General features: G+C 75.3%; 12 protein-coding genes. 6 read left to right on the top strand and 6 right to left on the bottom strand.

Translation table 11 applies throughout. The features are described 5' to 3' along the window. Positions 1-44: 44 nt before the first annotated feature. On the bottom strand, positions 45-1,553 hold the full coding sequence (locus tag CLV72_RS20150; RefSeq protein WP_106248761.1) for a leucyl aminopeptidase: 1,509 nt from the start codon (positions 1,551-1,553) through the stop codon (positions 45-47). Positions 1,554-1,710: 157 nt separating this feature from the next. Next, positions 1,711-2,790: a bifunctional adenosylcobinamide kinase/adenosylcobinamide-phosphate guanylyltransferase gene (locus CLV72_RS20145; RefSeq protein WP_106248758.1), complete on the bottom strand. Its 1,080-nt coding sequence runs from the start codon at positions 2,788-2,790 to the stop codon at positions 1,711-1,713. A 169-nt stretch (positions 2,791-2,959) separates the two neighbouring features. Between CLV72_RS20145 and CLV72_RS20140 the strand changes: the two genes are divergently transcribed. Further along, positions 2,960-3,163: a hypothetical protein gene (locus tag CLV72_RS20140; RefSeq protein WP_106248756.1), complete on the top strand. Its 204-nt coding sequence runs from the start codon at positions 2,960-2,962 to the stop codon at positions 3,161-3,163. Positions 3,164-3,187: 24 nt separating this feature from the next. Here the strand turns inward: CLV72_RS20140 and CLV72_RS20135 are convergent, their stop codons facing one another. The 3 genes from CLV72_RS20135 to CLV72_RS20125 all read right to left on the bottom strand — a co-directional run bounded on the left by CLV72_RS20135 (position 3,188) and on the right by CLV72_RS20125 (position 6,223). Further along, on the bottom strand, positions 3,188-4,435 hold the full coding sequence (locus CLV72_RS20135) for an outer membrane protein assembly factor BamB family protein (protein ID WP_106248754.1): 1,248 nt from the start codon (positions 4,433-4,435) through the stop codon (positions 3,188-3,190). A gap of 57 nt (positions 4,436-4,492) precedes the next feature. After that, a complete protein-coding gene (locus CLV72_RS20130; RefSeq protein WP_106248752.1) occupies positions 4,493-5,497 on the bottom strand; it encodes an aldo/keto reductase family protein in 1,005 nt (334 codons plus the stop codon). 144 nt (positions 5,498-5,641) lie between these two features. After that, a complete protein-coding gene (locus CLV72_RS20125) occupies positions 5,642-6,223 on the bottom strand; it encodes a DUF3043 domain-containing protein (protein WP_106248750.1) in 582 nt (193 codons plus the stop codon). Positions 6,224-6,397: 174 nt separating this feature from the next. On the opposite strand from CLV72_RS20125, the gene CLV72_RS20120 reads away from it, so the two are divergent. The 5 genes from CLV72_RS20120 (at position 6,398) to CLV72_RS20100 (ending at position 11,241) form a co-directional block, all read left to right on the top strand. Then, the gene (locus CLV72_RS20120; RefSeq protein WP_106248747.1) at positions 6,398-7,189 is read left to right on the top strand and encodes a PspA/IM30 family protein; all 792 of its coding nucleotides are present in this window, start codon (positions 6,398-6,400) and stop codon (positions 7,187-7,189) included. Next, a complete protein-coding gene (gene pspAA / locus CLV72_RS20115; protein WP_106248744.1) occupies positions 7,186-7,473 on the top strand; it encodes a PspA-associated protein PspAA in 288 nt (95 codons plus the stop codon). Before CLV72_RS20120 ends, pspAA begins: the two co-directional genes overlap by 4 nt. A gap of 137 nt (positions 7,474-7,610) precedes the next feature. Next, positions 7,611-8,537 carry a zinc metalloprotease HtpX gene (gene htpX, locus CLV72_RS20110; protein ID WP_106249563.1) on the top strand — a complete coding sequence of 309 codons (927 nt, stop codon included), beginning with the start codon at positions 7,611-7,613 and terminating at the stop codon, positions 8,535-8,537. 86 nt (positions 8,538-8,623) lie between these two features. Then, complete coding sequence (locus tag CLV72_RS20105) at positions 8,624-10,594, top strand: hypothetical protein (protein WP_106248742.1); 1,971 nt, start codon at positions 8,624-8,626, stop codon at positions 10,592-10,594. Between the two features lie 56 nt (positions 10,595-10,650). Then, positions 10,651-11,241, top strand: coding sequence for a hypothetical protein (locus CLV72_RS20100; protein ID WP_106248739.1), 591 nt, complete (start codon positions 10,651-10,653; stop codon positions 11,239-11,241). Positions 11,242-11,268: 27 nt separating this feature from the next. On the opposite strand, the gene CLV72_RS20095 is transcribed toward CLV72_RS20100, so the two are convergent. Continuing rightward, positions 11,269-12,648: a hypothetical protein gene (locus tag CLV72_RS20095; RefSeq protein ID WP_106248736.1), complete on the bottom strand. Its 1,380-nt coding sequence runs from the start codon at positions 12,646-12,648 to the stop codon at positions 11,269-11,271. Positions 12,649-12,661 lie beyond the last annotated feature (13 nt).

Here is a 12,661-nt window from a genome sequence, read left to right as displayed (position 1 = left end):
GCGCGGGGTGAGGGCCGGGGGTCGGCCCGGCCGCCACCGGATGGTCATCGGTCGGCCCCTCCGGCGAGGTCCTCGGCGACCCGCACCAGCGTGCGCACGCCGATGCCGGTGCCGCCCTTGGCGGTGTAGCCGTAGGCCTCGCCCTGGTTGAAGGCGGGCCCGGCGATGTCGAGGTGCGCCCACGCGACGTCGTCGGGGACGAACTCCTTTAGGAAGATGCCGGCCGTCAGCATGCCGCCGGAGCGGTCGGAGGCGACATTGGCGATGTCGGCGACGGGGGAGTCCAGGCCCTTGCGCAGCTCGGCGGGGAAGGGCATCGGCCACATGGACTCGCCGGCGCCGCCGGCCGCGGCCACCACCCGCTCGCGGGTGGCGTCGGAGTTCGCCATCACGGCGGAGGTGCGGCTGCCGAGCGCGACGAGCTGCGCGCCGGTGAGGGTGGCGATGTCGACGATGAGGTCGGGGGAGTCCTCCAGCGAGCGCACCAGCGCGTCGGCCAGCACCAGCCGGCCCTCGGCGTCGGTGTTGAGCACCTCGACGGTGGTGCCGCCGTAGACGGTCAGCACGTCGGACGGGCGCTGCGCGGAGCCGCTGGGCATGTTCTCGGCGAGGGCGAGGTAGCCGACGGCGTTGACCGCGACGCCCAGCCGCGCGATGGCCTTCAGCGCGCCGAGCACGGCGGCGGCCCCCGCCATGTCGGACTTCATCCACTCCATCGCCGCGGGCGGCTTCAGCGACAGGCCTCCGGAGTCGAAGGTGATGCCCTTGCCGACGAAGGCGACGGTGGCGGTGGCCTCGGGGTGGGTGTAGCCCAGCCGGACCAGGCGCGGCGGGTTCACCGAGCCCTGGCCGACGCCGACCAGGCCGCCGTAGCCGCCCTCCACCAGCGCCGCCTCGTCCAGCACCTCCACCGACAGGGAGGCGGACTCGGCGACCTCGGTGGCGATGGCGGCGAAGTCCTCGGGGTGGAGGTCGGCCGGCGGGGTGTTCACCAGGTCGCGGGTGAGCGCGACGGACTCCGCCAGCACCTCGGCGCGGTGCGCGGCCTGCTCGGCGCCCTCGGCGCCGGTGGCCAGCAGCAGCTCGCCGACGGGGGCGCGGCGCTGCTCGCCGGTGCGGTACCGCCGGAACTGGTAGTTGCCCAGCAGCGCGCCGAGCGCGACGGCGCCGACCTCGGCGGCGCCCGCCGCCGGGAGCGCGAGCACGACCTTGTCCTTGCCCGCCAGCGCGCGCACGGCCGCGCCCGCCGCGCGCGCGAGGGTCTCGGCCGGGTAGGGCGCGCCGTCGGCGGGCGGGGCGCCCAGGCCGACCGCGAGGGTCAGCGGGGCGGGGCCGCCCGGAGTGGGCAGCAGGTGGACCTCGTCGGCCCGCCCGGAGGCGCCCAGCAGGGCGAGGGTGGCGGCCAGGCCGCCGGAAGCGTCGAGGGCGGCGCCGAGGCCGGGCGTGCCCGGCGCGGGCACCGGGCCGTCGGCGCCCTGGCCGACGCCGACGACCAGGGCGTCGGCTTCGGCCGCGGCGGGGGAGTCTTGGGTGATGGATAGGGACGCGCTCACACGCACGATGCTAGTCCGTATGACTGATCGGTAAGGACAGGCACCCGCCGGGTGAGAGCAATCTTGCTCGATACGGGCCGAATCCGGTCATGGCGGGCCGGAGCGCGTCGAGCGGGCGTCGAGGCGGCGTCGACCTGGGGGCGCCCGGCGCCGTTCGTCACGGCAGCGGTACCACCCGCCCGGCCACGACGAGCACCGCCTCCTCGGCGGCCTCGGCCAGCAGCCGGTTGAGGCGGGCCAGCTCCGCGGCCTGCGGTCCGCTGCCGTCGGCCAGCTCCACCTCCGTGCTCACCGCCACCACGTGCGCCGCGGTGAACCGCCATGCCTCGGCCAGCTCCGCGATCCGCCCGGCCGTGCCGCCGGGATCGGCCGCGGCGTCATCGGCCAGCCAGCCGCCCAGGTCGTCGACGAGCAGGGTGTCGCCGGCCCCGCGCAGCAGCGCCGCCAGCCGGCCCAGCGGGGCCGTGCCGTCGCCGCCGCCGGGGCGCACGGTCCGCCAGCCCGGCGGCGGCGCACCGGCCCCCTCCGCCCGGGACGGCGGCGGCGCGTACCGCACCGCGGGCTCGGCGGCGAGCCGCTGGCGCGCCTCGGCCGAGCGGCGCGACAGCGCGCCGCCGAGCACCAGCACCCGGTACGGCCCGAAGGGGCGCGGCACCGGCGGGATCGGCGGGCGCAGCGCCCGCAGGGTGACGGGGTCCAGCCGGGTGCGCAGCACCGTGCCGTCGTCGACGACGTGCACGCCCCACTGCCAGGCCCGCCGGACCAGCTCGGCCGGGGAGGCGACGCGGTGGTCGAGGCCGATCGCGACCACCGTGGTGGCCGGCCCGACGCGGCCCCGGCGGCGCAGCCGCGCCAGCACCCACGCCGGCCCGCAGGGGTCCACCAGCGCGATGTCGACGGCGCCGAGCGGCCCGTCGGCGGCGTCGGCCGGCCCCTCGGCCGCGCCGCCGGGCGGCTGGTCGGCGTAGAGCACCCAGGACCCGTCGGGGCCGATGACCTCGACCCCGTCGGCGCTGCGGTAGAGCAGGTAGCCGGCCGGCACGGGGTGCCGGTCGCGCAGCGGCCCCCGCACGGGGCCGGCGAGGCTCGGCGCGGGCACCTCGAAGCGCCCGTCGACCAGCACGTGGGCGGGGCCCCGGTTCTCGCCGGCCGCGGCGGCCCGGTTGCACGAGGCGCACCGGCAGTCGGCGCCGGGCCAGCCCGCCGCGCCGCCGGTACCGCGCAGTTCCACGTCCATGGTCGTGCGCAATCCAACACGGGCGGTCGCGGCCCGTCAAAGCCGCCGGTCGCGCCCGCGCGGAGCGGTACCGCGCCCGGTCCGCCGCCGTTAGGCTCGTCCCGGGCCGGGCGCGCCCCGCGGCCGGGCGCGGACCGGCCGGGAGCGTCCGGGAGGACGAGGAGGAAGCGTGGCCTGGAGCTGGCGGTACGAGAAGCTGGACGGCACCCCCGTGAACGTCGACGCCCTGCCGCCCGAGGGCTTCCTGGCCCAGGGCGACGCCGAGAGCTGGCTCGGCGAGCACTGGCGGCGCCTGCACGAGTTCGGCGTCGAGCAGGTCACCCTCCTCGACGACACCACCGCCAAGTACACGATGCCGCTGAGCGAGGACTGAGCCGCCGCTCCGCCGCCCTCGGGCTCAGTCGGCGACGGTTCCGGCCGGCGTCGGGAGGTCGAAGGCGGTGGGGGAGCAGCCGCGCCCCTCGGGGTCGGCGCGCGGGCACAGCGAGGCCGCGAGCGCGCCGGGCCCCGGCTCGGGCCGCACCGCCCAGCGCTCGCCGGTGGCCGGGACGACGCAGGACCACTCCGGCGCGTGCGCCGCGCAGACCGCGCCGCCCGCCACCACGGCCCGCCCGCGCTCGCCCGCGAGCCGGGCCAGGTCCTCCTCGGCGCCGGTCAGCACGTCGACGGCCACCCAGCGCCGGGGCCCGCCGCCCTCGGGCGGCGCCGGGTAGACCAGCAGCCGGTTGACCGGAGCCTCGAGCGCGTAGGAGCCGCCGGCCGGGGGCGCGGTGCCGGGCCCGGAGTCCGCGAAGGCGTAGGACTCCACCGGGCCCGCGCCGGGGTCGGCCGGGGCGCCCGGCGCGCCGTTCAGCGCGCCGAAGCTCCCGGTCGGCTCGGCGAAGGCCCGCCGCCAGAGTTCGGCGCCGGTGGCGGCGTCCACCCCGGCGAGGACCAGCCCCTCGGCCTCCGCGCCCGACTCGGCCGAGCACTCCGCCGCCACCAGCACGACGCCGCCGCCGGCCTCGCGGGCGTAGGGCGACGGCGGGCAGGCGGCGTCCGGCTGATAGGTCCACAGCGGCGCGCCGGTGTAGTCGAAGGCGCGCACCCGCCCGCCCGTCAGCTCCAGGTAGCGGTCGGCCAGCAGCAGCGCCTCGAAGTCCCAGCGTCCCTCGGAGCCCCAGGTGATGTCCAGCGGCCGCTCGAACAGCGGCTCGGCCGAGGCGAGGTCGAAGACCCGCAGCCAGGGCCGCGGTCCCTCGGCGCCGGGACCGGGCTGCGACCGCAGCACCACCGCCATCCGGCCCGCGCCGAGCCAGGTGCCGGCGGACTCGTCGCCGTGGCCGACCCGGTAGGTCCAGCAGTGGGTGCCGGTGGCGCTCTCGAAGACCTGGAACTCCCGCCGGTCCTCGGGCCAGGGCGACACGTCGTTGATGTGGAAGGGCGGGCCGCCGTACGGAGGCGGGGCGCCGGTGCAGGCGGCGTGCCGGACGATCTCGCCCTCGCCGGGCTCCCCGGACCCGTCGGTGCCGGACGGCAGGGTCACCGCGACCAGCAGCGCGGCCACGGCGGCGAGGGTGACCGCCGCGGCGGCCGGCGGCCCGAAGGGCCGGAGCCGGCCGGACCGGGCGCCGGCGGCAAGATCATCGTTTCCCGGATCGTCCATGCGCCAACGGTGCCATGCGGCGGAGATCCACCGCACGGCACCGCCGGCGGCGGCCGGTTACGGACGCTGCGCGGGGCTGACGGTCTTCGCCGGGTCGCGCTCGATGTGGCCCTCCAGGACCTTGTCGATCTCGGCCAGGAGGTCGTCGCCGAGCTTCACCCCGGCCGCCTTGACATTGCCGCGCACCTGCTCGGGGCGGGTGGCGCCGATGATGGCGGAGGAGACGTTGCCGTTTTGCAGCACCCAGGCCAGCGCCAGCTGGGCCATGTCCAGGCCCGCCTGCTCGGCCAGCGGCTTGAGCCGCTGGACCCGGGTGAGCAGGTCCTCGTTGCCGACGTGGCGGGCGATGAAGTTCGCGCCGCTCTTGTCGTCGGTGGCGCGCGATCCGGCGGGCGGCGGCTGCCCGGGCAGGTACTTGCCGGTGAGCACGCCCTGCTGGAGCGGGGAGAAGACCACCTGGCCCAGCCCCTCCTTCTCGCACAGCGGCACGACCTCGGTCTCGATGACCCGCCACAGCATGTTGTACTGCGGCTGGTTGGAGACGATCCGGTCGAAGCCCATGTCGTCGGCGATCTTCAGCGCCCGCGCGATCTGCTCTGCGGTCCACTCCGACACGCCGATGTAGAGCACCTTGCCCTGCCGGACGAGGTCGTCGAAGGCGCGCAGGGTCTCTTCGAGCGGGGTCTCGTAGTCGAAGCGGTGCGCCTGGTAGAGGTCGACGTAGTCGGTCTGCAGCCGCTTCAGCGAGCCGTTGATGGACTCCATGATGTGCTTGCGCGACAGGCCGCGGTCGTTGCGGCCCTCGCCGGTCGGCCAGTAGACCTTGGTGAAGATCTCCAGCGACTCCCGGCGCTGCCCCTTGAGCGCGCGCCCCAGCACCGACTCGGCGCGGGTGCCGGCGTAGACGTCGGCGGTGTCGAAGGTGGTGATGCCCTCGTCGAGCGCGGCGTTGACGCACGCGACCGCCGCTTCTTCCTCGACCTGCGAGCCGTGGGTGATCCAGTTGCCGTAGCTGATCTCACTGACCATGAGACCGCTGCGGCCGAGGTGTCGAAAGTCCATGGGCACCAAATCTATGCCGTCCCGGCCGGGAAGATCGACTCGGGCTCGCGCCCGGCCGGAGCCGCCCCACTGAAAGATGGCACATTCCGGCCAATGCGCCGGATCCGGACACGGCGGAGCCGCGGACCGGCGCGGCGGCCGCCGTCAGCGGTAGTCGTCGGGCAGCGCGTCGCCCGGCTTCACCCGCGGCTTGGGCAGCCGCAGCCTGCGGTACTGGAGGTTGCGCATGGCCACGTACCAGCTCAGGCCGCGCAGGCTCTCGTTGGGGAAGCGGGCCGCGGCCTCGCGCTTGACCCGCCCGGAGACCAGCATGGCCTCGAAGACCACGGCGACCATCATGACCGGCCAGACGAAGGTGGTGACGGTCTCGCTCGCCCCCGGGATCATCAGCAGCACGACGATCGCCAGCGACAGGAACAGGAAGTACTCGCCGAAGGAGCGGCGGGAGTCGACGTAGTCCCGCGCGAACGCGCGCACCGGGCCGCGGTCGCGTTCGAGCATGTCGTCGCGGGTGGACGACAGCCGCTTGCGCCGGTCGTCGTCGCGCATCCGGCGGTAGGCTTCCTTGCGGGTGCGCGGCGCGGCGTAGTGGCGCCGCTCACGTGCGGAGTCGCGCCGCTTCGGGGTCGGCTTGTCCTTGGGCGGGGTCACTCCCCGGGGCGCGGAGGGGGACTCATCCCGGTCCGCGGCCGGGGCGGACTCGGCAGGGGTACGGCGTCGGAACACGGTCCCACCCTACCGGGACCGCCGGGCGCGAACTTCGTGACGATCTCGCACGTTAACGCGTAGGCTGGTAATTCGGATGTTTGCTAGGGGCTGCCGCAGCGTTTCGGGGCCGTCAGGGTCCGAATCGCCACCGGGGAACTGCTCGTACGGATCACGAAGGGGACGGCCACGCCTATGAGCGTGTTTCAGCGACTTTCCATGCTTTTCAAGACCAAGGCCAACAAGGCCCTGGACGCGGCCGAGGACCCTCGCGAAACCCTCGACTACTCGTACCAGAAGCAGCTGGAGCTGCTGCAGAAGGTGCGCAGGGGCGTCGCCGACGTCGCCACCTCCCGCAAGCGGGTCGAGTTGCAGATCCAGCAGCTGGCGCAGCAGTCCACCCGGCTGGAGAACCAGGGCAAGCAGGCGCTGAGCGCGGGCCGCGAGGACCTCGCCCGCGAGGCGCTGACCCGCCGGGCCGGGCTGCAGAGCCAGATCGGCGACCTGCGCGTGCAGCTGGAGTCCCTCCAGGGCGAGGAGGAGAAGCTCACCACCGCCTCGCAGCGCCTGCAGGCCAAGGTCGACTCCTTCCGCACCCGCAAGGAGACGATCAAGGCCACCTACACCGCGGCCGAGGCCCAGACCCGCATCACCGAGGCCTTCTCCGGCATCTCCGAGGAGATGGACGACGTCGGCATGGCGATCCAGCGGGCCGAGGACAAGACCGCCACGATGCAGGCCCGCGCCGGCGCCATCGACGAACTGCTCGCCTCGGGCGCGCTCGACGACGTCACCGGCACCCAGCGGGACGACATCCAGGCCGAGCTGGACCGGATCGGCGCCACCAGCGGCGTCGACCTGGAGCTGGAGCGGATGAAGGCCGAGCTGGGCCAGGCCCCCTCCACCCCCGCCATCGAGGGGGGCAACGGCACGGGCGGCCAGTCGCAGTCGCAGCAGGTGCAGCGGCAGCCGGGGGAGGGCGCATGATCGTCCGCATCCTGGGTGAGGGCCAGTTCCGCCTCGACCTCTCGGAGCTCGGCCGGCTCAACGAGCTGGACGCGCGCCTGGAGGAGGCGACCAACGCCGGCGACGAGGGCGCCTTCCGGCAGACGCTGCACGACCTGCTGGACGCCGTGCGCACCGGCAGCGCCCCGGTGCCCGACGACGAACTGCACCCCTCGGACCTGATCCTGCCGCCCGCCGACGCCAGCATCGACGACGTGCGCACGATCCTGTCCGACAAGGAGGGCGAGGGCCTGATCCCGAACTGACCCGGGACGGACCGGCACCGGGTGGTCCGGCGCGCGGCGGCGACGCCGCCGCGGCCGCGCCACCCGGTCGCGGCCGCAGTCGGGGGACCGCGACCGCGAGCAGACGCGATAACAGCGTTGCACAGGGGGCGATGCGCATGGCGCGGACGCGGTTCGCCGCGGACCGGGGGCTCACCAACCGGATGCTGACCACCATGTTCCTGCTGGGACTGGTCTACGTGGTCTTCATCGCGGCGATGGTGGCGGCGGGGGTCCAGTGGTGGCTCATCCTGCTCGTCGTCGTGGGCTTCTTCCTCTTCCAGTTCTTCGGCTCCGAGCGCATGGCGCTGTACTCGATGAACGCCAGGGTCGTCTCGCCGGAGGAGGCGCCGGCCCTGCACGGCGTGGTCGACCGGCTGTGCGCCATGGCCGACATGCCCAAGCCGAAGGTCGCGATCGCCCACTCCGACATGCCCAACGCCTTCGCCACCGGCCACAGCCGCAAGAAGGCGCTGGTCTGCGTCACCACCGGCCTGCTGCGCAGGCTGGAGCCCGAGCGCGACCCCGCCGAACTGGAGGCCGTGCTCGCGCACGAGCTGTCCCATGTCGCGCACCGCGACGTGGCGGTGATGACCATCGCCTCCACCCTGGGCATCCTGGCCGGCTTCGTCAGCCGCTTCGCGCTGCAGTTCGCCTTCGTCGGCGGGCGCGGCAATAACAACAACGGCGGCGCCCTGCTCGGCCTGGCCGTGATCCTGGTCAGCGCGATCGTGTACGCGGTCAGCTTCCTGCTCATCCGGGTGCTCTCCCGCTACCGCGAGCTGGCCGCCGACCGGGGCGCCGCGCAGCTCACCGGCCGCCCCTCCGCCCTGGCCAGCGCGCTGACCAAGATCAGCGGCGAGATGGGGCGGATCCCCACCGGCGACCTCCGCAAGGCGGAGCCGATCAACGCCTTCTTCCTGGTGCCCGCCTTCGCCAAGCGCCGCGGCATCAGCCTGGCGCAGCTCTTCGCCACCCACCCGCCGCTGGAGCAGCGGCTGGAGCAGCTGGCCCGCATCTCCGCCGACCTCGGCCGCGGCGCCTAGCGCCGGGGCGGCCGCGGGCCCGCCCGCCTGTCCGCTTCGTGCCACGACGCGGGAAAAGCGCGGGCCACCTGCTTCAATTGCCTGCCATGCCCCCCGACGCCCTCCCGGCCGCCCCCCAGGACCCGCCCGGCGCCGGTCCGGCGGAGTGGGTGGACCTGCGCCGGGTCTTCCGTACCGGCTGGATCCTCGGCGTCCGCAACATCACCGGCATCATCGCCGTCTCCGGCGTGCTGACCGCCTTCCTGGTACTGCACCCGGCGGGCGCGGTCGCGGGCGTCCGCGAGGACGGCTTCGGCGAGTCGAACGCGACCCTGCTCGTCCTCGTACTGCTGTTCAGCGGCATGTTCCTGCTGGCCGGCCTCTCCGTGGCCGGCCTCATCATCGTCTGGGCGCCGCGCACGCTCGCCCGGCAGGGCGTCGCCGCCGGCCGCGGGGGCCTCACCCTGCTGGAGGAGGCGCGCTGGTGGACGCGCCGCCGGGTGCTGCACCTGCCGTGGGAGCAGGTGCGCGCGGTGGAGTCGCGCGCCGCCGACCGGCGGCGGCCGGGCGTCCCGGCGGGGTCGTACATGCTCGTGGTGCACCTGGAGCGCGAGCCGCCCAGGGTGAAGCTCCCGGCCTGGGCGGTACGGGCGGCGCCGCACGAGGAGGGGCCCGACGGCGTACCGCGCGGCGGTCACTCCCGGGTGGTGGTCACCACCCCGGGCGGCGAGCACGGCCGGCTGCTGGGCGCGATCGGCGCGGTCCGGCCCGACCTGCTCACCGACGCGGCCCGGGACCGGGCCGCACCGGCGCCGGCCGCGCACGCCGCACCGCCGCCGGACCCAGCACCGCCGCCAGGCCCGCCGCCGTCCTGGGGCGCGGAGTCCCCCTGGGCGGCCGACGGCATGCTCGGCCGGCTGGAGCTGCGCCGGGCCGGGATCGCCCGGTGGGTGGCCTACTGCGTGGTCGCCGTGTCGGTCACGGCCTCCTTCGGCTACGTCGGGTTCGTGCTCCTGGCCGCGTTCGGCGACGGCACCACCCCCGCGGGCGGTCCGGCCGTTCTGTGGGGCCTGGGCGCCGCCGCCCTGGCCGCGCTGCTGGTCCCGGTCGCCTACGTCCCGCGCCTGTGGGCGCGGCAGGCGATCGAACTGACCGAGCGCGGCATCGACCTGGTGCGGCGCCCGCTGTGGTGGAGCCGCGGCCACACCGCCCACATCCCGTGGACCGACGTCCGGGCCATCGTGCCGAGCGGGCGCTCCGACGGCCTCGACGACCACATCGAGCTGTTCCTGCGGCAGGCGCCGCAGGAACCGCGCCTCCCCGGCTGGGCGGTGTTCGTGCCCGCGGGCGAGCCGCGCCGCGACCGCGCCGTCTCGCTGCCCCGGGTCGTCCTCGGCCTGCGCGCCCCGGTGGAGCAGCGGCGGCTGGAGCGGATGCTGCGCGGCGCCCGGCCCGACCTGTTCGATCCGCCGGCTCCGGACGGCGGCTCCGTGCCGGCAGGACTGGCGCAGTGGGTCGATCTCGGCCGGCGGCGCCTGGGCGCGTGGACCGTCGCCCTGCTCGTCCCGCTCGCCTACATCGTCGCCGTGACCGCGCTGCTCGCCCTGGAGCCCGACCCCGCGGTCTGGGCCGGCCCGGTGGCCATGGTGCTGCTGTGCGCGGCCGTGGTCGCCCGCCTGGTCCAGGTGGCCCCGCGGCTGTTCACCCGGCAGGGGGTCTCGGTGCACGCGGCCGGTGTCACGCTCGTCCAGGAGCCGTCGCTGTGGTTCCCCGGCCGCGTCGCGCACCTGCGCTGGGACGAGATCGCCGCGGTCCGCGAGCGGACCGCCGTCACCCTGGACAGCCTGTTCGACCGGGCGCGCGGCAGCGACCTGGTGGTCGACGTGTTCCTGCGCACCCCCGGCCGGGCCGGGCCCGTGCCCACCTGGGCCCGGGTGCACCCGCACGAGGCGGAGGTGCCGCCGGCCACGCCCGCGGCACCGCTGACCAGGATCAGGATCGCGCCGGGCCATCACCGGCAGCCCGCGCTGGTCCAGGCGCTGCGCGCCGCCCGCCCGGAGCTGCTCCAGGGCGGCTGAGCGCCCGCACCCGTCCCGCCGGCTCGGACCGGCCCCATACCCCGCAGGAGGAGACGATGGCTCACCGGTGGATCGACCTCGGCCGGCGCAGGCTGGTCGACTGGTCCGTCGCCCTGTTCGCGAGCGCCGGATACCTGGCGGTGATGCTGATCATGTTCACCAGGGGGGTCTTCGACGGCGGCCCGGCGGTGGCGCTCGGCCCCTCGGTACTGACCCTGCTCTGCGCGGTCGCGGTCGCCCGGCTGGTCCAGGTGCTGCCGCGCCTGACCACCCGCCAGGGGATCTCGGTGCACCAGGAGGGCGTCTCCCTCGTGCAGGAGCGCGCGCTGTGGTTCGCGGGCCGCGCCGCGCACCTGCCCTGGGACGAGATCGCCCGGATCCGCGAGGCCGCGCCCGTCACCTTCGAGAGCCTCAGCACCAAGGGCGGCCTCACCGACCTGGTGGTGGACGTGTACCTGCGCACCCCCGGCTGGACGGGCCGGACCCCGACCTGGGCGCGGGTGCGCGCGCACCGAGAGGCGGCGGTGCCGCCGGACGCGCCGGCGGCACCGCTGACCAGGATCAGGATCGCGCCGGGCCGCACCCGGCAGCCGGCGCTGCTCCAGGCGCTGCGCGCCGCCCGGCCGGAGCTCGTGCGCGAGGGCTGAGCCCGCCGGGCCGGACGCGCGGCGCCGTCAGGAGCCGGCCGGCACGTACAGCCGGATGTCGTCGATCCGGGCGTCGCCCTCGTAGAAGTTCATGTGCGGCTGGCCGATCAGGAAGTTGTCCGGGTAGGCCGAACCGGCCGGCCAGACGCCCTCGTGGGTGTAGGTGCCGTTGGGCGAGGGGTAGGTCCAGGTGGCGTCGTGGGCGCCGTCGTACTCCTCCGCGTTCTGGTTGTAGTGGTAGATCGGCAGGCCGTCCTCGTCGAAGGCGCGCTCGTAGCGCAGGGTCCGCTCGCCGACGTGGCGGAAGGTGCCCGTCACCTCCAGCACGTAGCTTCCCGCGCGCCGCTCGATCGCGAAGCGGTAGCTCTGCTCGGGCATCAACTCCGGCATCAGGTCGGCCTGGCTGACGATGCCGCCGCCCACGGCGGTGCCGCACTCGCTCTCCATCACGTACTCGGTGCCGGGCTGGTTGCCGTAGCGGCGGTCGTCGGTCATGAAGAGCATGTTGACGCCGTTGCCGCTGCCCCACTCGTAGGGCCGGTACTGCCCGGTCGCCGTGTCGCAGTAGCGCAGGCCGCTGCCGGTGTAGCGGTAGCGGTTGTAGCCGTCCATCACCACCTTGCGGTGGGTGTGGATGAAAACGTTGTTGTGCGGCGCGGGTCTGGCGTAGTCCATGATCCCGAGGTAGTAGAAGCCGTTGGCGTCCCGGGTGACGTCGAACCACTCGCACTCGGGCCGCGAGAAGTCGCCCGAGGCGGCCCACGGGAAGTTGGTGGAGCAGCCGGTGGGCCGGTAGCCGTTCACCAGTCCGTCGTAGTCCCAGCTGCCGCCGCGCTGCCCGCCGAAGTCGATGGTGCGCAGGGTGACCTCCACCCGGTACTCCGCCGGCAGCTCCTCGGTGGCGCGCACCACCACCGCGCCGTGGTGCGGCGACTCCAGGTGCGCGACGGGGCCGGCGCCGGGCAGCCGGTCCCTGGTCAGGCTGGGCGACTCGTCGGCGAGGCCGTCGCCGTCGGTGTCGCGGGCGGCCAGCTCTGCGGTCAGCCAGCCGTCCTCGCCGAAGGCGAAGGAGCGCCGGTACAGGTCCGTGGTGGCCAGCTGCCGGTCGAAGTCGGCGCCGCCGATGGTGCGGAAGTACTCGCCGTCGTTGTCGTAGCCGTCGACGTCGTAGGGGCTGCCGGGGCCGTCGCGGTCCGGGCGCCAGCCGGTGTCGCCGACCGGGCGCAGCCGCTCGAAGCCCTCGGCGTGCACCAGCTCCCAGCCGTCGGGCGCCGGCCGGTCCTGGGCCGCCGGGGCGGCGGCCGCGGGCGCGCCCCGCGTGTCGGCGCCCGCCTGGCCCGCGAGGGCGGTCGCCGCCAGCAGCGCGGCCGAGGCCGCCGCGGCGGTCCGCCACCGATGAGCTCCCATGGTTCCTCCTCGT

The organism is Allonocardiopsis opalescens (assembly GCF_003002095.1).
Classification (GTDB): domain Bacteria; phylum Actinomycetota; class Actinomycetes; order Streptosporangiales; family Streptosporangiaceae; genus Allonocardiopsis; species Allonocardiopsis opalescens.
This window is presented reverse-complemented; position numbering and strand designations above follow the sequence as displayed.

Bases quoted from the DNA above. Each gene is read 5' to 3' on its own strand.
- CLV72_RS20130 (WP_106248752.1), bottom strand. From the start codon at position 5,497: ATGGACTTTCGACACCTCGGCCGCAGCGGTCTCATGGTCAGTGAGATC.
- CLV72_RS20095 (WP_106248736.1), bottom strand. From the start codon at position 12,648: ATGGGAGCTCATCGGTGGCGGACCGCCGCGGCGGCCTCGGCCGCGCTG.
- CLV72_RS20135 (WP_106248754.1), bottom strand. From the start codon at position 4,435: ATGGACGATCCGGGAAACGATGATCTTGCCGCCGGCGCCCGGTCCGGC.
- CLV72_RS20105 (WP_106248742.1), top strand. From the start codon at position 8,624: ATGCCCCCCGACGCCCTCCCGGCCGCCCCCCAGGACCCGCCCGGCGCC.
- CLV72_RS20145 (WP_106248758.1), bottom strand. From the start codon at position 2,790: ATGGACGTGGAACTGCGCGGTACCGGCGGCGCGGCGGGCTGGCCCGGC.
- CLV72_RS20120 (WP_106248747.1), top strand. From the start codon at position 6,398: ATGAGCGTGTTTCAGCGACTTTCCATGCTTTTCAAGACCAAGGCCAAC.
- htpX (WP_106249563.1), top strand. From the start codon at position 7,611: ATGGCGCGGACGCGGTTCGCCGCGGACCGGGGGCTCACCAACCGGATG.
- CLV72_RS20100 (WP_106248739.1), top strand. From the start codon at position 10,651: ATGGCTCACCGGTGGATCGACCTCGGCCGGCGCAGGCTGGTCGACTGG.
- pspAA (WP_106248744.1), top strand. From the start codon at position 7,186: ATGATCGTCCGCATCCTGGGTGAGGGCCAGTTCCGCCTCGACCTCTCG.